The sequence below is a fragment of the Saccharomonospora amisosensis genome (genome assembly GCF_011761185.1).
Classification (GTDB): Bacteria; Actinomycetota; Actinomycetes; order Mycobacteriales; family Pseudonocardiaceae; genus Saccharomonospora_A; species Saccharomonospora_A amisosensis.
This window is the reverse complement of the sequence record NZ_JAAOYM010000001.1, coordinates 1,785,316-1,805,751: the sequence shown is the minus strand read 5'-3', so window position 1 is coordinate 1,805,751 and position 20,436 is coordinate 1,785,316. Positions and strand designations below refer to the sequence as shown.

17 protein-coding genes are annotated in these 20,436 nt (G+C 68.1%); 14 read left to right on the top strand and 3 right to left on the bottom strand.

The genetic code is table 11. The annotated features are described in order from the left end of the window. The first annotated feature begins 18 nt into the window (after positions 1-18). From FHU38_RS08740 to FHU38_RS08695, 10 genes are all read left to right on the top strand, one after another. On the top strand, positions 19-1,029 hold the full coding sequence (locus FHU38_RS08740; protein WP_167168732.1) for an MraY family glycosyltransferase: 1,011 nt from the start codon (positions 19-21) through the stop codon (positions 1,027-1,029). Beyond that, the gene (locus FHU38_RS08735) at positions 1,029-2,279 is read left to right on the top strand and encodes a glycosyltransferase family 4 protein (protein ID WP_167168729.1); all 1,251 of its coding nucleotides are present in this window, start codon (positions 1,029-1,031) and stop codon (positions 2,277-2,279) included. Before FHU38_RS08740 ends, FHU38_RS08735 begins: the two co-directional genes overlap by 1 nt. Continuing rightward, on the top strand, positions 2,254-3,120 hold the full coding sequence (locus tag FHU38_RS08730; RefSeq protein WP_167168727.1) for an SDR family NAD(P)-dependent oxidoreductase: 867 nt from the start codon (positions 2,254-2,256) through the stop codon (positions 3,118-3,120). The genes FHU38_RS08735 and FHU38_RS08730 overlap by 26 nt, the downstream gene beginning before the upstream one ends. Positions 3,121-3,131: 11 nt before the next feature. Then, the gene (locus FHU38_RS08725) at positions 3,132-4,766 is read left to right on the top strand and encodes a heparinase II/III family protein (RefSeq protein ID WP_167168725.1); all 1,635 of its coding nucleotides are present in this window, start codon (positions 3,132-3,134) and stop codon (positions 4,764-4,766) included. After that, positions 4,763-6,865: a bi-domain-containing oxidoreductase gene (locus tag FHU38_RS08720; protein ID WP_167168723.1), complete on the top strand. Its 2,103-nt coding sequence runs from the start codon at positions 4,763-4,765 to the stop codon at positions 6,863-6,865. Before FHU38_RS08725 ends, FHU38_RS08720 begins: the two co-directional genes overlap by 4 nt. A 37-nt stretch (positions 6,866-6,902) precedes the next feature. Next, positions 6,903-7,268 (top strand): hypothetical protein, encoded by a 366-nt coding sequence (locus FHU38_RS28140; RefSeq protein WP_208415604.1) that lies wholly within the window; start codon positions 6,903-6,905, stop codon positions 7,266-7,268. A 444-nt stretch (positions 7,269-7,712) separates the two neighbouring features. Beyond that, positions 7,713-8,993, top strand: coding sequence for an O-antigen ligase family protein (locus FHU38_RS08710; RefSeq protein WP_167168721.1), 1,281 nt, complete (start codon positions 7,713-7,715; stop codon positions 8,991-8,993). A 343-nt stretch (positions 8,994-9,336) separates the two neighbouring features. Continuing rightward, entirely contained in the window at positions 9,337-11,691 is a 2,355-nt protein-coding gene (locus tag FHU38_RS08705; RefSeq protein WP_167168719.1) for an arylsulfatase, read from the top strand. Between the two features lie 546 nt (positions 11,692-12,237). Next, positions 12,238-12,729, top strand: a complete 492-nt coding sequence (locus FHU38_RS08700; RefSeq protein WP_167168717.1) for a beta-class carbonic anhydrase — start codon at positions 12,238-12,240, stop codon at positions 12,727-12,729. A 105-nt stretch (positions 12,730-12,834) separates the two neighbouring features. Beyond that, positions 12,835-13,713 (top strand): esterase/lipase family protein, encoded by an 879-nt coding sequence (locus FHU38_RS08695; protein ID WP_243852216.1) that lies wholly within the window; start codon positions 12,835-12,837, stop codon positions 13,711-13,713. Between the two features lie 7 nt (positions 13,714-13,720). Here the strand turns inward: FHU38_RS08695 and FHU38_RS08690 are convergent, their stop codons facing one another. Then, positions 13,721-14,509: a citryl-CoA lyase gene (locus tag FHU38_RS08690; RefSeq protein WP_167168712.1), complete on the bottom strand. Its 789-nt coding sequence runs from the start codon at positions 14,507-14,509 to the stop codon at positions 13,721-13,723. Then, the gene (locus FHU38_RS08685; RefSeq protein ID WP_167168709.1) at positions 14,506-15,690 is read right to left on the bottom strand and encodes a CaiB/BaiF CoA transferase family protein; all 1,185 of its coding nucleotides are present in this window, start codon (positions 15,688-15,690) and stop codon (positions 14,506-14,508) included. The genes FHU38_RS08690 and FHU38_RS08685 overlap by 4 nt, the downstream gene beginning before the upstream one ends. 198 nt (positions 15,691-15,888) lie before the next feature. Here FHU38_RS08685 and FHU38_RS08680 point away from each other — a divergent pair, with 198 nt between their 5' ends. The 4 genes from FHU38_RS08680 (at position 15,889) to FHU38_RS08665 (ending at position 19,662) form a co-directional block, all read left to right on the top strand. Continuing rightward, positions 15,889-16,758, top strand: coding sequence for a dioxygenase family protein (locus FHU38_RS08680; protein WP_009155198.1), 870 nt, complete (start codon positions 15,889-15,891; stop codon positions 16,756-16,758). Beyond that, on the top strand, positions 16,758-17,291 hold the full coding sequence (locus FHU38_RS08675) for a DoxX family protein (protein WP_009155199.1): 534 nt from the start codon (positions 16,758-16,760) through the stop codon (positions 17,289-17,291). Before FHU38_RS08680 ends, FHU38_RS08675 begins: the two co-directional genes overlap by 1 nt. Then, positions 17,288-18,760, top strand: coding sequence for an amidohydrolase family protein (locus tag FHU38_RS08670; protein ID WP_167168706.1), 1,473 nt, complete (start codon positions 17,288-17,290; stop codon positions 18,758-18,760). Before FHU38_RS08675 ends, FHU38_RS08670 begins: the two co-directional genes overlap by 4 nt. A gap of 92 nt (positions 18,761-18,852) precedes the next feature. Next, positions 18,853-19,662: an IclR family transcriptional regulator domain-containing protein gene (locus FHU38_RS08665; protein WP_009155201.1), complete on the top strand. Its 810-nt coding sequence runs from the start codon at positions 18,853-18,855 to the stop codon at positions 19,660-19,662. A 16-nt stretch (positions 19,663-19,678) separates the two neighbouring features. Here FHU38_RS08665 and FHU38_RS08660 read toward each other — a convergent pair whose 3' ends face one another. Then, on the bottom strand, positions 19,679-20,434 hold the full coding sequence (locus tag FHU38_RS08660; RefSeq protein ID WP_167168703.1) for an SDR family NAD(P)-dependent oxidoreductase: 756 nt from the start codon (positions 20,432-20,434) through the stop codon (positions 19,679-19,681). Positions 20,435-20,436 lie beyond the last annotated feature (2 nt).

Genomic DNA, 20,436 nt, shown 5'->3' with positions numbered 1-20,436 from the left:
ACCGAGCTGGTGGTTCGCGTGAACACCGTGCTCGGTATGGACGTCGCGGTGCTAGGGCCGCTGCTGTGCCTGGTGTCCGCGACGCTGGCGCAACCGGTGGTGCTGCGGCTGCTGCGCCGCGCCGGATCGGTCGACGTGCCGGGCACTCGCTCGTCACATCACATCCCGACGTTGCGGGGCGGCGGCATCGCCGTGGTGCTTGGGGTGCTGCTCGGAATCAGCCTTATCCCACATGGCATCTGGTTGCCGCTCGTGTTCGCCGTCGCGAGCTTCTCCGCGATCGGACTCGCCGAGGACCTCAAAGGTCTGTCCGTGCGCTCGCGTCTGTTGCTGCAGTCGCTCGCCGCCCTGGGTGTGGCGACGCTGCTGTTCCTCGCCGACACACCGGCCGTCCCGCTGGCGGCCGTCGTGCTGATCGCGCTGTGGATCACCGGCTACGTGAACGCGTTCAACTTCATGGACGGCATCAACGGCATTTCCGGCGCGCACGCCGTCGTCGGTGGAGCAACGTTCGCGTTCGTCGGCTTCTGGTACGCGGACCTGTCCCTGCAAGGCGCTGGTGCGACGCTGGCCGCGGGAGGGCTGGCGTTCCTGCCGTGGAACGCAGTGCGTGCCAAGGTCTTCCTCGGTGATGTCGGCAGCTACGCCATCGGCGCGGGGCTCGCCGTGTCCGCCGCCTATGCCGTGCTGCTCGGCGTTCCCGTCGAGGCCTCGGTCGCGCCGCTGGCGCTGTACCTGGCCGACACCACGTGGACGCTGCAGCGGCGGATCAGAGCCGGGGAGGAGTGGACGCGGCCTCACCGCAGCCACGTCTACCAGCGCCTTGGCGATCTCGGCTGGACTCACGTACAGGTCACCGTCTTCACCGCCGCACTCGGCGTGGTGCTCTGCCTGCTCGGAGCGGTCAGCCTGGTCGGAAGCTGGCAGTTGCGACTGCTCGCCGACATGCTCGCCGTCGGCGTGGTCGCCGGCTACCTGACCTCACCGCGCTGGCTTGCGCCACGACGAGCGACCGAAGGAGCCACGTGATGCGGATACTTCTCGTCACGCAGTACTTCCCACCGGAGATCGGTGCGCCGCAGGCGCGGCTGTCGGAGTTCGCCCGAACCTGGGCGGCCGACGGCGACACGGTGACCGTCCTCACCGGGATGCCGAACCATCCGACCGGGGTGGTGCCACCCGAGTATCGGGGCCGCGTCCGCGCGCGTGAACAACGCGACGGCTACTCCGTACTGCGCACCTGGCTCTACGCAACTCCCAACGAGGGATTCCTCCGCAAGACACTGGGCCACTTGAGCTTCATGGTGAGCAGTGTGCTGCTGGGCGCACGAGCGAGCGGCAAGGCGGACGTTGTGATGGTCTCCTCACCGACGTTCTTCGCGATCGGCTCGGCCTGGGTGCTGGCCAAGTTGAAGCGAGCCCGACTGGTGGTCGAGGTGCGGGACCTGTGGCCTGCCATCTTCGTCGAGCTGGGCGTGCTCACCAATCGCTGGATCATCAAGGCGCTGGAACGGCTGGAACTGGCCGCCTACCACGCGGCGGGCGCTGTCGTCGTCGTGACCGAGGGATTCCGGCACAACCTCGTCGAGCGCGGCGTTCCCCCCGCGAAGGTGCACACGATTCGCAACGGGGTCGACACCGATCGCTTCGGTGGCGACACCACTCCCAACCCGGCGGTCCGGCAGCGGCTCGGGGCCGACCCTGGCGAATGTCTCGTGGTCTATGCCGGTGCGCTCGGCATCTCCCATGCGCTGGACAAGGTGGTCGACGCCGCCGCGCTGCTCACCGACCAGCCGGTGCGCTTCGCGCTCGTCGGTGAAGGCGCCCAGAAGCGGCAGATCACCGAGCAGGTACGTGACCTCGGGCTGCCGAACGTCCGCGTGCCGGGCGGTGTGGCAAGGGACCAGGTTCCGCAGGTGCTGGCCGCGGCCGACATCTGCGTGGTCTCGCTGCGTGACGTTCCGCTGTTCTCCACCTTCATCCCCTCGAAGATCTTCGAGTATCTCGCCGCGGAGAAGGCCGTAGTCGGCGCGGTGCGGGGGGAGCCCGCCGAGATCCTGCGTGCCGCGGGCGCCGTCGTCGTCCCACCGGAGGACTCGCGGCGGCTGGCAGAGGAGATCGCCGCGCTGGCAAGGGACCCGGTGCGTCGCGCCGACATGGGCAAGGAAGGCCGCCGCTTCGTGGAGCAGAACTTCGACAGGACGGAGCTGGCGCGGCGCTGCCGAACCGTATTCGATTCACCAGGAGGTCCCGTTGAAAGTCCTCGTCACCGGAGGTAGTGGGTTCCTTGGCCGCCACCTGCTGCCGCAGGCGATCGAGCGCGGCCACCAGGTCGTCGCCATCGCGCGAAGTTCCAGGGCGGCGCGAGTGGTCGCCGAACTCGGGGCGACACCCATCGCCGGTGACCTCGACGATCCCGCCGCCACGGACGCGGCCTTCACCGACGCGGGCGCTGACGCACTCGTCAACCTGGCATCACTGGGCTTCGGGCACGCGCCCGTGATCGTCTCCGCCGCCGAGGAGGCCGGCCTCAAACGGGCGGTGTTTGTCTCGACGACCGCCGTGACCACCACCATCGCGGCAGCCTCGAAGCGGGTGCGACTCGAGGCGGAGGAGACGGTGCGGGCGAGCGCTCTGGACTGGACGATCATCCGGCCGACGATGATCTACGGTGCACCCGGCGACCGGAACATCGCCCGGTTGCTTTCGGCGTTGCGTCGAACGCCGATCCTGCCGGTTCCCGGCGGCGGTAACCGGCTACTGCAACCGGTGCATGTGGACGACCTGGCGGCGGCCGTGCTGACCGCGGTGGAGTCCCCCGCCGCTTCGGGGCGCACCTACGATGTGGCCGGTCCTGAACCGATGCCGCTCGCCGAGTTGCTGGCTGAGGCGATACGCGCCACCGGAAGTCGGGCCCGCCTGGTGCCGGTCCCGCTCCGGCCCGCGATCCGGATGCTGTCGCTGTACGAGCGGCTCGCGCGGCGGCCGAAGCTGAAAGCCGAACAGCTACGGCGACTCGCCGAGGACAAGGCGTTCTCGATCGAGGCGGCCGCGCGTGACCTCGGCTTCTGCCCCCGCAGCTTCCGCACGGGCGTGACCGAACAGGCGAACCGCAGGTGAACCCGCACGCGATGGGAAGGTTGGCCCGCACCGTGTTCCGGCTGCGGCCGGAGCAGGTGGCACACCGGGTTCGGCTGCGGACACAACGGGCGGCCCTGCGGCGATGGCCGGATGCCGGTCGCCGGCTGCTTGAAACACCCCGTCCAGCCGTCGTCGGCTGGCCATCGTGCTTCACCCCCGTGGACGCGCGCACGCCGACGCGGTGGCCCTCCTTCGATGAGCTCCACGACGGGGTGATCACCTTGCTCGGCCACACCGGCAAGCTCGGCGACCCCGCCGACTGGAGGCAGTTGCACGAGCCCCAGCTGTGGCGATACCACCTGCACTACTGGGACTGGGCGTGGACGCTTGCGCTGCAAGAAGATCAGGACACGGCACGTGCGGTGTTCGCAGGGTGGTGGCGCTCGTGGCAGCAGGCAACTGTGTTCGGCCGGTACGACGAGTGGGCTCCGTACGTGGCTTCGCTGCGCGCGTGGTCGTGGTGCGGTCTCTACCGCCACCTCATCGCCGGAGAGTCTCACGAAGGCAGGTTCCTGGACGCGCTGTGGTTGCATCTGCGTTTCCTGCGACCGCACATCGAGCGCGATGTCGGCGGCAACCACCTGGTGAAGAATCTCAAGGCGTTGCTCGGCCTCGCCATCTTCTTCGGGCAGCAGCGATTGCTGGACCGGACACTGCGCGCGCTGGCGCGGGAGACGAGCCGCCAGATCCTGCCTGACGGCGGGCATTTCGAGCGAGCGCCCGCATACCACTGCCAGGTGCTCACCGACCTGATCGACATCGCGGAGCTGCTCGAGGCGGTACGCGGCCACTCGCCGGAATGGCTCACCACGGCGATCACCCGCATGCGTCGCTTCCTGGGCCTGGTGATGCTGCCGGACGGCACCGTGCCGCTGTTCAACGACGGATACCCGGTTCCCGACGAGCTCGTCGGCGAGCTGCGACCGGGACCACCCGCCGCTGACGGGATCACCCTGTTGCCCGACAGCGGCCTCGCGGTGCTCAGAACGGGTGAACTGTTCGTCACAGCCGACGTCGGTGAACCATGTCCCCGTGGACTGCCCGCACACGCACACGCCGACACGCTGTCCTTCCTGTTCTACGACGGGACTCGGCGGGTGGTGACGGAGGCGGGAACGTCCACATATGACGCATGTGCGCGGCGGCACTTCGAACGGTCGACCGGTGGCCACAGCACCGTGGAGATCGACGGCACGGATTCCACGGAGGTGTGGGGAGCGTTCCGCGCGGGCCGCCGCGCAGGCGTACACGTCGTCGACAGCACCGGCGGCGCCGACCGGGGCGGCGAGCTGGTACTGACGGCCGAGCACGACGGCTACCGCCACCTTGCAGGTTCGCCGGTGCACCGGCGAACCTGGCGCCTTTCGGACAGCGAGTTGCGGGTCTGCGACGAGGCGCGTGGTCACGGAAGGCACCGCCTGGTTTCTCGCGTGTTCCTGTCCCCCGAGGTGCCCCCCGAGCAGGCGGATCGCTTCGGCGGCGGCTGGCGCATCGAACCCGCCGGCCTCGCCACCGGCTGGGAACGAATCGAACAGGGCAAGGTGCTGATCCGGGAAACGACCGCGCAGCTGCCCTGGGGTGAGGAGTTCCGGTATTCGACGAGCGAGAGGAAAGGTGCGCAGTGAAGCAGGTCGTGCAACCCCTGCGGGGAGGACCGGTCCGCGTCCTCGACGTGCCCCGGCCGACGATCGGCGCCACGGAGGTGCTGGTGAGGACACTTTCCAGTGTCATAAGCCCCGGCACTGAGAAGGCCGTGACATCACTGGCGCGCTCATCACTGCTCGGCAAGGCCAAGGCGCGCCCAGACCTGGTGCGGCAGGTGGTCGCCAAGGCACGCAGCAACGGCGTCTCCAGCGCGGCCAAGGCCGTGGTCAGCAGGCTCGACTCCGACACCCCGCTCGGCTACTCGGCGGCCGGGATCGCGCTTGAGGTCGGTGAGGCCGTCAGCGGTATCCGACCGGGGATGCTGGTGGCCACCGGCGGTGCGGGCCGGGCCAACCACGCGGAGTTCCAGGCTGTGCCTGGTTTGCTGTGCACGCCGGTTCCGGAAGGCGTTTCGGCGCAGGACGCGGCCTTCGCGACGCTGGGCTCCATCGCGCTGCACGGTGTGCGGCTGGCCGACGTCGGCCCGGGATCGAAGGTCGTCGTGGTCGGGCTCGGGCTGGTGGGCCAGCTGGCGGCGCGGCTGCTGTTCGCCAGCGGATGTGAGGTCGCGGGCATCGACGTCGCCGAGCGGCCGCTCGCCACGGCACGAGCGTCCGGTGTGTACGGTCTGCGCGAGGAGGGTGAGGAAACGACAGACGCGGTGCTCACCTGGACCCGGGGCAGGGGCGCGGACGCGGTGCTGCTGTGCGCCTCGGGCGCGTCGTCCGAAGCCGTCAACCGCACACCCGCGCTGTGCCGTGACCGTGCTGCCGTGGTCGTCGTCGGGGACGTCGGCCTCGACATCGCACGAAAGCCGTTCTACGAGCGCGAGCTGTCCGTGCGGTTCGCGCGTTCCTACGGTCCCGGCCGCTACGAGCGCTCCTACGAGGAGTACGGCGTCGACTTCCCGGCGGGGCACGTTCGCTGGACCGAGGGCCGTAACCTCGAGGCCGTGCTGGATCTGCTCGCCTCCCGGCGGATCACAGTGGACGATCTGGTGACACACCGATTCGACATCGGGCAGGCGGGCAAGGCCTACGAGCTCATCGACAGCGGCAGCGAGCCATACCTGGCCGTGCAGCTTCGGTACCCTGAAGACCGGGTCGAGCAGGGGCCGGTGCGGTTGCGAAAGCCGAGCACCCGCTCCTGCTCCGGTGTCGGTTGGCTGGGTGCGGGCTCGTTCTCCACGAGTGTGTTGCTGCCCGCTTTCCGGCAGGCCGGCTTCCAGCGGTTCGTGTCCGTGGCCTCCGCACAGGGCCTTTCGGCACGCAAGGTGGCCGAACGGTTCGGATTCGAGCAGGCCGTTTCGGAACCGGGCGAGGTGATCGACGACCCGGCCGTCGATGTCGTGGTGATCGCCACGCCGCACGACACTCACGCGGAGCTGGTGCTGCGCGCGCTGCGAGCGGGCAAGCACGTGTGGTGTGAGAAGCCACCGGCGCTGACCGTGGACGAAGCCGAGGAACTGACAAGGCTGGCCGGGCAGTCGCCGGGCGTCCTCTTCATCGGATACAACCGGCGCTGGTCCCCCGCGCTGACGGCGGTCACGGATCACCTCGGCGAGGCCTCTCCCCGCACGGTGGTCTACCGTGTCGCGGCCGGTGAGCTTCCCGGCGAGCACTGGTACCACGACCGCCGCCAGGGTGGCCGGCTTCGCGGCGAGATGTGCCATTTCGTGGACAGCTGCTGCGCCCTCACCGGCTCCGCGCCGGAGGTCGTGTCCGCGGTCGCCGGGAGCACCGGGGAACTCGGCCTGGCCGATGACGTCGGGCTGCTGATCCGGCACCGGAACGGCTCGGTGTCCACTGTCACCTACTGCGCCTCCTCCCCCGCCGGTGCGGGCAAGGAACGGGTGGAGGTGCTGGCAGGCGATCGGCACGCCGTCATCGAGGACTACCGCAGGATTGTCCTCGACGGGCGCAGGCGTTCGTGGAGCACGCAGGACAAGGGGCACAACGCTGCGGTAAGCACGTTCCACGCGGCCGTGCAAGGAAGCAACACCCCGGCCGTCACCGAGCAGCTGCTGCTGTCCACCAGCGCCACCCTCGCCGCGTTCCGCTCCATTCAGGACGCGCATTGATGAGACCGCTACCGCAAGGCGGAAGGAGGAGCCACGCGTGTGTGGAATAGCCGGGGTCGCCCACACCGGAGACCGGCGAGACCTGCCCAACAGCGCGCAGGTGCTCGCCCACCGTGGCCCGGACGGCGGGCGATCGGTCAGTTGGGACGCGACGACGGCGACCGGTGTACTCGGTCACGACCGGCTGGCCATTGTCGATCTGCCCGAGCGTGGGCAGCAGCCGATGTCAGATGCCACCACCCTGGTATCCGGAATCGCGAACCACCGTCGTCGTGCTGAAGCCGAATCCGCCGGCCAGGGCGGTGTAGGTCTCACCCGTGTTAGTGGGCACCAGTACCAGCAACGCCTGCTCACCGACCGCAGGTCGTCGCCACCGGCTCCCCACCACCATCCGTCGAAGTAGCAGCGGGCCAGCCATCACCTGCAAGGGACAGTTGGAAACCGGTACCGAGATCGGGTGAACAAACACCCGAAGCTCTTGGTGGGGCGAGTTGATCTAGGAAGTTCGCCCATCTACGAGGCTTCACCCACCTCGACATCACCCATCGACCTTACATACCACGCTGGAAAGGGCTCAATACCTACCGATCCGGTGACGACTACGCCCGCCCTACCGACCGGACAGGCTGTCGAGTTGCTTCAGGTTCACCACCACGTGCGACATGCGATCAGGCACAATGGACCAGCAAGTCTTACCACGGCGAGCTAGGCTAAAACCGATCGTCATTGCACAGATCGTTGCGCGTGTGTTCAACGTCTTGGTCGACAGGGAAAATCTGACTGGCACCCATTGACTGCCGACCGGAACGACTCGAAACAATAGGCGAGGTTGATCGGCGAAGGATGAATGAGTCAGGGTATCATCAAACATGAAACCGGCCTCCGACCGAAAGATGTTTCCCTTGCCTCAAACGGCAGGAACTTCGATGTCCGGAATAACAACTCGCCCTCTACCGATCGGTGGCTTGACCGGCTTACGGTCCTTTTCGGGCTTTTGATTCCGATTTACGCAATTAGCGACATTGTCCCACCAATTTTTTTGTCAAGCGCTCGCGCACTCCTTGCCGGCTTGCTGATATTGCGGGTCCTCCCAATTTCTCGGCAGGATCAACGCTACATACACCCTGCGTGGTACCTGCTCGGTTACGGCGTACTCGTAGCGAGTATTGCCAACCTGGATACTGATGCCCTGTCCTATCTATTAACCACCATTCCAGCCGTACTTCTTGGCTACGGGCTAGCCTTACGCGGTCGGCTGCAAGCAATGCTGTTAGGGTATCGCATCGGCATCATCTTGAGCGCCGTAGCAGCCCTACTCGCCTCCTGGGGAGTTGTCGACCTAACGCCAGTAGACCTGCCATACGGCAACGAGGGATTATCGTACCGTGGACCTGCGCTCGCAAGCGAACTCGCAGTCGGTTTAGCTATCTGGTTCTTTGCGTACCGAAATGCGAGGGGCGCGCGGTCGATTCTCCTTACCGCGGAGGGACTCACGCTCTTATCAGCTTTACTGGTCAGCGGAGGTCGAACCGGATTTGTCGCCGTAGTCCTAGTCTTGCTGGCGCAGTTACTAGTCGGCCACAGACGTCGCGCGTTAGTGGTAGTAGTTGCCGGACTTGTCGCCTTCGGCATTTGGACTGCCATGAACGGACCGCCACCAACCGCACTACGTCTGCTCGGGATGACGGAGACAGCATACGGTGCGACAAACGTGGATTACACTGCTGGCCGGTACGACATCTACAAAGACACGGTCGAACGGATAACTGCGGATCCGGTATTCGGCAGTGGCTTTTCGAGCACAGTTGGCGCGGAGAGTCCAACCATGGGATTCAGTCCTCATAATGCCATTCTCGCGCTCATGTTTTACGGTGGCATACTACCCGCGGTCGCGGCAGCGGCGATCCTCGCCTCAGCGCTCACAATCGTATTCAGAGGCAGACATAAGGCACCGGAAGATCAGCTGCCGGCTTCCATTGTCATCGTATTCCTCTGCCAATCAACAGTAGAATTGGGGGCATTCTTCGGTGCAACGACTATCGTAATTTTCTGTGCCGCATTGTGTGCAGCGAGTCTACCAGTTGAGCAAAAACAGGTAGCGAGGTGGACCTCACCGACTTCCAAATGAGTTGGCTAGCGTCCCAATCTGGTCAAGTCGGGCGTGACAAGTTGAGTCCACCGCGCAGGAGTAAAGCGCACGCGCCCTTGCTTCGAGGGCGCGGTCGATAACTTTGGGGGCGCCAGGCGGTTGGGTGATCCGATCGCTGTTGATCGTCCGGCCGCAGCGACTTGCATGACCGTCCTCATACCTGGTCCACGGCAACTGGCCTGAGATTTGGCGAGGGTCATTCACCGGCTGGCACGACCCCGATGGGGTGAAAACGCCGCCAGTGGTGGTGGCAGGAACCTGTCTCCGGGGCACTCGCTCTAGCGGGCAGAACGGCGCGGTCGCGTGGCGGCAAGGAGGCATCATGGGCAACCCCATTGGCGAGGGGTTTCGGGGCAGGGTCGAGGTCGACATCCGCGACTCCGCCCCGGACTGGAAACCGTTCCTCCAGCCGCAGGCGCCCGCGGAAGCGCCGAACGTGCTGATGGTCGTGTGGGATGACGTCGGCTACGGCGCGATGGACGTCAACGGTGGTCCGATCGAGACGCCAACCATGCGCAGGATCGCCGACGCGGGTATCCGGTACTCCAACTTCCACACCACCGCACTGTGTTCACCCACCCGGGCGAGCCTGCTCACCGGTCGCAACGCCACCAGCAACAACATGGCCTGCATCGTGGAGGCCTCCACCGGGTTCCCCGGCTCCTCCGCCCGGCTGCCGTTCGAGAACGGCACCATCGCCGAAGTGCTCGGCGAACGCGGCTGGAACACCTACGCGCTCGGCAAGTGGCACCTCACCCCGGGCGACGAGATGGACGCCTCGTCGTGGAAGGCGCGCTGGCCGTTGGGACGCGGGTTCGAACGCTTCTACGGGTTCCTCGGCGCGGAGACCAACCAGTGGTATCCGAACCTGGTGGAGGACAACCACCAGGTCGACCAGCCGGCGCAACCCGAGGACGGCTACCACCTGTCCAAGGATCTCGCCGACAAGTGCATCCGCTTCATCCGCGACTCCAGGATGGTGGCCCCCGACAAGCCGTGGTTCACCTACTTCGCTCCCGGGTGCAGCCACGCCCCGCACCACGTCTTCAAGGACTGGGCCGACAAGTACCGGGGCCACTTCGACGAGGGCTACGAGGCGATCCGGCCCGCGATCCTCGCCAGGCAGAAAGAACTCGGGCTGCTGCCCGACGACGTGGAGCTCTCCCCCATCAACCCGCACGGCGAGCCGGACGTCACCGGACCGGACGGGCAGCGCTGGCCGCTGATGGATTTCGTCCGGCCGTGGGACTCGCTTCGTGACGACGAGAAACGGCTGTTCGCCCGCATGGCTGAGGTGTACGCGGGCTACGTCTCCTACACCGATCATCAACTCGGCCGGGTGCTGGACTACCTGGAAGAGTCCGGACAACTGGACAACACGATCATCGTCGCGGTGTCGGACAACGGCGCGAGCGCCGAGGGCGGCCCGAACGGCTCGGTGAACGAGGACAAGTTCCTCAACGGTGTCCCCGACACCATGGAGGACAACCTCAAACGCATCGACGAGCTCGGCAGCCCGACGACCTACAACCACTACAACACCGGCTGGGCGTGGGCGTTCGACACACCGTTTCCCTACTGGAAGCGGTTCTCCGGCTACGAGGGCGGGGTCTGCGACACCTGTGTCATCTCATGGCCGCGCGGGATCTCCGCCCGCGGCAGGGTGCGTGACCAGTACGTCCATGCCATCGACATCGTGCCGACGCTGTACGAGCTCACCGGTGTGCAGGCACCGGAAGTACTGAAGGGGTTCCCGCAGGCACCGATCGAGGGCCGCAGCTTCGCCGACACCATCACCGACCCCACCGCCCCTGGCCGCACCACCCAGTTCTACTCGATGCTGGGCATGCGGGCGGTGTACCACGACGGCTGGCTGGCCAACACGCTGCACCCGCCGATGTCGGGCTGGGGCAAGTTCGACCAGGACGTCTGGGAGTTGTACCACCTGCCGTCCGATCGAACGCAGACCCGGGACCTCGCCGCCGAGCACCCTGACGTGCTGGAACGGCTGAAGGGGCTGTGGTTCTACCAGGCCGGGCTCTACAAGGGACTGCCGCTGGACGACCGAACGGCGCTGGAGATCGGGCTGTCCCCTCGCCCGCGACCTTCCGCGCCCCGCGACCGCTACGTCTACTACCCGGACACCTCGGAGGTGCCGCAGGGCTCCGCCGTTGACATCATTCGCCGCTCGTTCGGCATCGCCGCCGGGGTGGTGGTAGACACGCCCGACGCCGAGGGCGTGCTGTTCGCGTTCGGCGGTGTCGGTGGTGGGCTCGCACTCTTCCTGCGCGACCGGCGGTTCCATTTCGTCTACAACTGGCTGGGCGAGGACATCCAGCGGGTGTCCTCGGAGGTCGAGTTCGGCACCGGCAGGCACCTGTTCACCGCCGGATTCGAACGCACGGGCGGCGACCCCACCGGCAGCGCACTCGGTACCCTCACGCTGTACCTCGACACCGACCGCGTCGGCGGCATCGAACTGAGGACCCAGCCGGGCCCGTTCTCGCTCAGCGAGGGGCTCAGCGTCGGCCGCGACAGTGGCTCCCCGGTCTCCCCCGACTACAGGCCGCCGTTCGCCTTCACCGGCGGGCGCATCGAAGCCGTGGCCGTGGATGTCTCCGGTGAGCGCTTCGTGGACAGGGAGAAAGAAGTGCTCGCCTACCTCATGCGCGACTGACACGGATGAGGTAGCTGCTTCGCGCCTGTCCCGGCCACCGTACCTCGGCGGCGCGGCTGACCGGCGCCGACAAGACGAGATGGAGCATCCGCCAATGCCGTCGCAAGGAGCGATTGTCAGTAGTCGTGGCGCAGTTCGCTTCTCGCTCGTCCATCGGAGTGGTCGCTTCCGACTGGCAGCTTAGCCGCCCTACTTCGGCGACGAGGCGAGGGACGTCGTCCCGAGCAGCGGCGATGAAGCGGGCGGTACTCATGGCACCAAGGTCCATGGCACGGTCGTCGTCCGATGGCGAACGAACCACCGGACCCGGGTCGCTGCCTTCACGAGTTGTCGAGTTCTTCATCCGTGGGCGCGTCTGGTGCGGTCAAGGCCGCGACCTCCTTTCGCCTGCTCCAGGGCTGGTACGAGCCCCGCCGAGCGCATTCGCGACCGGAAAACGACGGACATCCACGACAGCATCTCCCGCCATCTGGACCGAGTTGCCGGGGTGGCACCCACGTGTTGGTTTGGGCGTGCCTAACACTTCAGCACAGGGAGGTCCCTGCGATGTCCGTCACCGATGAACTGCTCGCCAACAACTCCGACTACGCGCGGACGTTCTCCGGCCCGCTTCCGCTGCCGCCTAGCAAGCGCGTCGCGATCGTGGCGTGCATGGATGCCCGCCTCAACGTCTACGGTGCACTCGGCCTCGCCGAGGGTGAGGCCCACGTGATCCGCAACGCCGGTGGGGTCGTCACCGAGGACGAGATCCGGTCGCTGGCCATCAGCCAGCGGCTGCTGGGCACCGAGGAGATCATCCTCATCCACCACACCGACTGCGGCATGCTGACCTTCACCGACGACGAGTTCAAGCGGTCGATCCAGGACGAGGTCGGCATCAAACCGTCGTGGGCGGCCGAGGCGTTCGACGACGTGGAGACCGACATGCGCCAGTCGATGGCCCGCATCAAGAACAGTCCCTTCATCCCGAGGAAGGAGTCCGTGCGCGGCTTCGTGTTCGACGTGGCGACCGGAAAGCTGACCGAGGTGAACGCGTAGTCACGGCGCAGTTCGGCGACACCAGCCCACCCGCATGGAGTATTGATCACCTTCTGCGGCCGGGCCAGCCTCATACGAACGCTCGCCGAGGATTGGGGCTGCTCGATGCGGAGACTGCTGGTGCTGCTGCTTGCCACTGCCACGGCACTGGTCCCGACCACCGCACCGGCGGCGGCAGCGGAGACCGGGCCACCGCAGCGCTACTTCGCCGCGGCGCTGGCCTACTCGCTGGCGCATCCGGACGCGATCCCGCCGGGTGCCAACGACTTCTCGTGCGAACCGAGCCAGCAGCACCCCAACCCGGTGGTGCTGGTGCACGGCACGTTCGAGAACCGCTACGACAACTGGGCCGCGCTGTCACCGCTGCTGGCCGAGCAGGGGTACTGCGTGTTCGCGCTCAACTACGGCGGCGCGGAAGGTAACCCCATCCAGGGCACCGGCGACATCGCCACGTCGGCCCAAGAACTGGCCGCGTTCGTCTCCGAGGTGCTGGCGGCCACCGGAGCGGGGCGGGTCGATCTCGTCGGGCACTCACAGGGCGGGATGATGCCGAGGTACTACCTCAAGCACCTCGACGGTTCGTCGCGAGTGGACAAACTGATCGCGCTCACCCCTTCCAACCACGGAACGACGCTGTTCGGGCTGGCGAACCTGCTGGCACTGTTCCCGCCGGACCTGGTGGACCTCTTCTGCGCCGCGTGCAGGCAGCAGGTCGCGGGCTCGGACTTCGTCACCGAACTGAACTCCGGCGGCGAAACCGACCCGGCCGTCGACTACACGGTGATCGCCACCCGCTACGACGAGGTGGTGACGCCTTACACGTCCTCGTTCCTCGAGCAGGCGCCGAACGTGGACAACCTGCTGCTGCAGGACTTCTGCCCGGCCGACTTCACCGAGCACGTCGGCATCTCCTACAACGAGGCGGCGATGCGACTGACGCTGAACGCGCTGGACCCGGAGAACGCGGTGCAGCCCTCGTGCTGAGCGGCGATCAGGGTTCGTAGCGGGCGTTGCGGTCCACGGCGAGGTAGATGTCGTTCGCTATCGGGTTGCGCCGTTCCTCGGCCAGTTGACCGAGCAGCCCTGCCGCGCGGGCCAGCAGGGCGAAGCCGCGCAGCAGTTCCGCCGGCAGACCCAGGTCGGCCAGCGCGGCACCGCAAACACCGGCCCCGTTGAGCGGCAGGTCCCTGCCGAGGATGTCGGGAGCCACGCGGCCGACGGCCTCGAACAGTGCCAGGTGCGGGCCGTAGCAGCCCTCCTGCCTCGCGATGCTCATGATGACCGGCGTGCGGGGGTCGGCCCGCTTGTGCACCGGGTGCCCCAGCCCTGGAACGAGCTGACGATCCTGCCTGCGCTGCCGCACCGCCTGCCGCGCGAGGTCGTCCCATCCGGCGTCGGTGTCGGGCAGCGGCTCGCCCGCCTGCTGCAGTACCTCGGCGAGGAACTTGCCGGTGTCCTCGGTGACGCCGAGGAACCGCGAGCCGCCGCCGAGCAGGCCTGCCGCGAGCGCACCCTGGATGGACTCCGGCGCCGACAGCAGCGTCAACCTGGCGGCGATGGCTGTGGGGGTGAAGCCGTGGTCGGCCAGCGCCACCAGCACCGTCTCGAACACCCGCACCTCGCCCGGCCCCGGCCTGCGCCCCGCGACGAGCCAGAACGCCAGCTCACCGAAGCCGACCTTGCCCATCAACTCGCCCGCGAGGTCGTGGCCAAGCAGGGTGATCGTGTCGGCGTCGGAAGTGCCCAGCGAGGTGGGATAGCCCTCGTCCGGTGTGCTCATCTGCCTGTCTCCTCCTCGCCCGCGACCGGCTCACTCAGCCAGGCACGGATCTCGTCGCCGTGTTCGTTCAGCGCGGGCGGCGCGAGCTGGTGTCTGGTCGCCAGAGCGCTGAACGTGATGGGGTTGCGGATCACCGGCACGGCACGCTCACCGTCGCCCACCTCGACCACCGGGTCGAGCCCCAGCTCCCGCGCGAGGGCGACGCCGCCGTCGACATGGTTGATGGGCCCGCACGGCACACCAGCGGCCGACAGCCGCTTGAACCACTCGTCGGCGCCGCACTGCCGCAGCTTCTCCACCAGCAACGGGCGAAGCTCATCACGGTTACGGGTGCGGTCCTCGTTGGTGGCGAACCGCGCGTCCTCGGGCAGCCCGTCCAGTCCGAGTTCGGCGCACAGCCTGCGGAACTGCCCGTTGTTGCCCGCGATGACGATGAGGTCCTTGTCCGCGGTGGGCAGCGGCTCGTACGGGAACAGGCTGGGGTGCGCGTTGCCCATCCGGTGTGGGACCACATCGCCCGCCACGTAGGCGGAGGTGTGGTTCACCAGTCCGGACAGCGCCGAGGACAGCAGGTTGACCTCCACGTGCTGGCCCGCGCCGGTGGCGGCGCGGTGGTGCAGCGCGGTGAGGATGCCGATGGCGGCGTGCATGCCCGTCATCACGTCGAACACCGAGATCCCAGCACGGTAGGGCGGCCCTTCGGGGTCGCCGGTGAGGCTCATCAGGCCCGACGCGGCCTGCACGAGCAGGTCGTAGCCGGGCAGCGACGCTCCACCCGCGGTGCCGAAGCCGCTGATGGACGCGTAGATCACCCCGGGGTTGTCGGCGCTGACGGTGTCGTAGTCCAGCCCGAAGCGGGCCAGCCCGCCCGGTTTGAAGTTCTCGATCACGATGTCGGCGCGGGCCGCGAGTCGCCGAGCCGTCGCGAGGTCGCCCTCGTCGGTGAAGTCGAGCGCGATCGAGCGCTTGTTGCGGTTGATGCCGAGGTAGTAGGTCGAGACGCCGTCGCGCTCCGGAGGCACCCAGGTGCGGGTGTCGTCACCGCCCGGCGACTCCACCTTGATCACCTCCGCGCCGAGGTCACCGAGCAGCATGGTGGCGTAGGGCCCGGCGAGCACCCGGGAGAAGTCGGCGATCAGCAGTCCTTGTAGCGGGCTTGGCGCACCGGGTGTGGCGGTCATCTGAAAGCTGAGCCTCTCGCTGTCGACTGATTCCGACTGGTCCAACGCATGTCCGTATGCCGGACCTCTGTCCGCATCATGGTGCGCGGCGAGATGAGGGTGTGTCAACCGGCGGGGGGTTGCCCGCGCCCCGGGACTGTGGCAACAATGTCCGTCACACGGACTAGTGTCCGACACATCTGGGACAGAGGAAGACCGATGGCTTTCGTCAACGAGGACAACATCACCGACCTCGCGGTGCGGCGCTGGGCCACCGCGCACCCCGATCGCCTCGCCGAACTGATGACCGCGCTGGTGCGGCACGTGCACGAGTTCGCGCGGGAGGTGGGACTCACCGAACAGGAATGGGCCGCGGCGATGGAATGGCTGGCCGCCACCGGACGGATCAGCGACGACAAGCGGCAGGAGTTCATCCTCTGCTCCGACGTGCTCGGGCTGAGCACACTGGTGGTGCAGCTCAACAACCGCTTCTCCGAGCAGGCGACGCCCGCCACCGTGCTCGGCCCGTTCCACATCGAAGGCTCACCGGAGGCGGAGTTCGGCCAGGACATGTCCGACGGCCTGCCGGGAACCCCGCTGTTCATCACCGGCACCGTCACCGGCACCGACGGCAAGCCCGTACCCGGCGCCGTGCTCGACGTGTGGCAGGCCGACGCCGAGGGCACCTACGAGGCCCAGCTGCCCGAGGTCGACGAGGCGAGGTTGCGCGCGAAGTACCGCGCCCGCGACGACGGCAGCTACTGCGTGCGCACCATCGCCCCGCTGGGCTACTCGATCCCCATGGACGGCCCGGTCGGCGAACTGATCGGCACGACCGAGATCAGCCACTTCCGCCCCGCCCACGTGCACTTCCTCATCGACGAACCCGGCTACGCCAGGCTCATCACCCACCTGTTCCAGCAGGGCGCCGACTACCTCGACACCGATGTCGTGTTCGGCACCAAGGACGCGCTGGTGGTGCCGTTCGTGGAGAAGCAGCCCGGCGAAACACCCGACGGCGGCAGCATCGACGTGCCCTACCTGCACGCCGAGTTCGACTTCGTCCTCGATGGCGAGGTGAGCACCTGATGGACCTGGCGCTGTTGCTGCTTCGGCTGCTGCTCGCCGCGCTGCTGTTCGGGCACAGCACGCAGAAACTGTTCGGCTGGTTCGGCGGCGCGGGTCGCGAGGGCACCGCCGCCGTGTTCGAGAAGTGGGGCTTCGTGCCGGGCAGGCGCATGGTGCTGGTGGCCGCGGTCGCCGAACTCGCGGGCGCGGGTTCGATCGCGGCCGGGCTGCTCACCCCCGCGGGCAGTGCCGTGGTGATCGGCACCATGGCCGTCGCCGCCGCGGCCACGGCTCCCAACGGGTTCTGGGCACAGCAGGGTGGCTGCGAGGTGCCGTTCACCTACGGCGCACTCGCCGCTGTGCTGGCGTTCTCGGGGCCCGGTGCACTTTCGCTGGACGCCGCACTCGGGCTGTCGCGGCCGTGGGAGCTGCCCTCCTACGTGTGGGGCCTGGCCGCGCTGCTGGTCGGCCTTGCCGCCGCCACCGTGCCGCTGACCATGCGCGCCCGCGTCGTGCGGTCGCGCGGAACCGATCACAACGAGGTGAAGACATGACCACCACACCGCTGCCGGAGCGGTTCGCGCACGGCCGCCCCATCCTGTTCCGCAACGCCACAGTGCTGTCGATGGACCCGGCGATCGGTGTCCTCGACGGCGGCGACGTGCTCGTCAGGGGTGAGCGGATCGAATCGGTCGGGCGCGAGTTGCCCGCACCGGACGACGCCGAGGTGATCGACTGCTCCGGCGGCATCCTCATGCCCGGCATGGTGGACACCCACCGGCACATGTGGCAGACCGCGTTGCGTGGCTTCGGCGCGGACTGGACGCTGTCGCAGTACTTCGTGTTCTACTACCTGAACTGGGGCAAGATCTTCCGCCCCGAGGACATCCACGCGGGCAACCTGCTTTCCGCGATCGAGGCCGTCGACGCCGGAGTCACCACCACGCTGGACTGGTCGCACGGGCTGTGGACCCCCGAGCACGGCGACGCCGCGGTGGAGGCGCTGCGCGCGGTGCCCGGCCGGTTCGTGCTGGCCTACGGCAACCTGCTCGGCGCCCCGTGGGAGTGGACGAACTCCCCCGACTTCCGGGCCTTCGTCGACCGCAACTTCACCTCCCGCGACGACATGCTCGGCCTGCAACTGGCCTTCGACGTCACCGGCGACGCCGCATTCCCGGAGAAGAAGGCGTTCGAAGCCGCCGCCGAGCTGGACCTGCCGGTGACCACGCACGCGGGAGTGTGGGGCGCCACCGGCGACAGCGGCATCGAGCTGATGTGGGAACACGGCTTCATGAACCCGCGCGTCACCTACGTGCACTCCTGCTGCCTCAGTGAGGACTCCTACCAGCGCATCGCGGCCTCCGGCGGCGCGGCTTCCGTGGCGACCGAGAGCGAGCAGAGCGCGGGGCAGGGCTACCCGCCGAGCTGGCGGCTGCGCAGGCACGGCATCCCGGTTTCGCTGTCGATGGACACCAGCGTGTGGTGGAGCGCCGACCTGTTCTCGGCCATGCGGGCGACGCTGTCGGCCGACCGTTCCCGCGAGCACCTCGAGGCGCAGGCCGCCAACGAGACCGTGGTACACAACAGGTTGCGCGCCGAGCACGTCGTGGAGTGGGCCACCATGGGCGGGGCGAGGACACTCGGCCTGCAGGACGTGATCGGCTCGCTCACCCCCGGCAAGAAGGCCGACGTCGTGCTCGTCAAGAACGACCGCTCGCCGGTGATGTTCCCGATCCTGCACCCCTACGGGCACGTGGTGTTCCAGGCGGGCAGGGGCGACGTGCACACGGTGCTCGTCAACGGCCGGGTGGTCAAGCACGAGCACCAACTGCTCGGCATCGACCTCGCCGCCGCGCGCGCCGAGGTGGAGCGCACCGTGGAGTTCACCCGCGCGGAACTGGGCGAGGACACCTGGACCGAGTGCATGCGGCCGGAGATTCCGGAGACCGAGTTGATCCCCAACCCCTACACCTACAGCGAGTACCGGGGCGAGGGTGTCGCCGTGCGCCGCGAGCGGGCATGACCGGGCCGGATACAGTGTCCGGTGACCATCCGGTGGGCGGGCGGCCCCCCGGCCGCCCGCTCCCCGTCCCGCACCCCCCGGAAGGACGACCGATGCGCCGGGAAGCCCGCCCGGACTTCATCGAGGCGCTCGCACGCGGCCTCGACGTGCTCCGCGGCTTCCAGCCGGGCAAGCCGCACATGACGCTGAGCGAGGTGGCCGCGCAGGCGGGCCTGGCCCGGCCCACCGCCCGCCGCATCCTGATCACGCTGGAGGAGCTGGGGTACGTGCGCGGCGGCGACACCGGGTTCAGCCTCACCCCGCGCGTGCTGGAGCTGGGCATGGCCTACATCGGCTCGACCAACGTGTGGGAGCTGGCGCAGCCGCACCTGCGTGACCTGGTGGACCGCACCGGCGAGTCCTGCTCGATGGCGCAACTGGACGGCTCCGACATCGTCTACGTCGCCAGGGTGGCGGTACCCAAACTCGTGACGCTCGCGGTCACGATCGGCACCCGGTTCCCGGCGGCGCAGACCTCGCTTGGCAAGGTGTTGCTCGCCGCGCTTGAGGAGTCCGAACTGGACCGGGTGCTCGCAACGCCCAGCCGGTCCGGTATCGAGCCGAGGTGGAACCCGTCAAGGGACGAACTGGAGGAGACGCTGCGGGAGGTGCGCGCCAGGGGCTGGGCGGTGACCGACCAGGACCTCGCGCTGGGCATCCGGTCAGTGGCCGCGCCGGTGCGCAACGGGCAGGGCCGCACGGTGGCCGCCGTCAACGTCAACGCGCACGCCGCGGAGACGTCCGTGGAACACCTCGTGGAGGCCCACCTGCCGCTGCTGCTGCGCGCCGCCAGCTCGATCAGCGCCGACTGGACCGCGTGGGAGTCGCGGCCCATCGCCACGGTGCCGGTGCCCGCGGGCTGACCCGCAGGCGAGGCGCTCAGCGCAGCAGCCCTCCCCCGTCGTAGACGAGGCTCTGGCCCGTCATGAGCTCGCCGTCGTCACCGGCGAGGTAGGCGATGAGCCCGGCGAAGTGTTGCGGGGTGACCTCCTCGCGGATGGCCTGCTGCTGCCTGGTTCTTTCGAACACCTCGTCGGTGGAGTGAGCGCGGGTACCCGGCGTGGGCACCTGCGCGGGCATCACCGCGTTGACCGTGATGCCGTGCTCGCCGAGTTCGCGGGCCAGCACGCGCGTCATCGACACCAGCGCACCCTTGCTCGCCACGTAGGCGAGCTGGCCCGGCGCACCCGTGAACGCGGTGCGCGAGGCGACGTTGACCACCCTGCCCCGGTGCCGGGACGCCGACAAGTCGGCCAGGCACGCCTGCGTCAGGTGCAGCGCCCCCACCGCGTTGACCCCGAAGAAGCGGTGCATGTCCTGCGCGGTGGTGTGTTCGAAACCGGCACGGCCGGACAGCAGGCCTGCGTTGTTCACCAGCACGTCCACCGCGCCCAGTTCGGCACGGACCTCGGCGATCACCGCGGCGACCCGGTCGGCGTCGGCAACGTCGCATCGCCACGCGCGCACCGGCCCTGGGCCGGTGGAGCCCACCTCGGCGAGGGTGTGGTCGGGATCGGCGATGTCCAGCGCGGCGACGGCGGCGCCCTCCGCGGAGAGCCTGCGCACGATCGCGACACCGAGCCCGCCCGCGGCCCCGGTGACCACGGCGACGCGGCCGGACAGCCCGCCAGGCATGT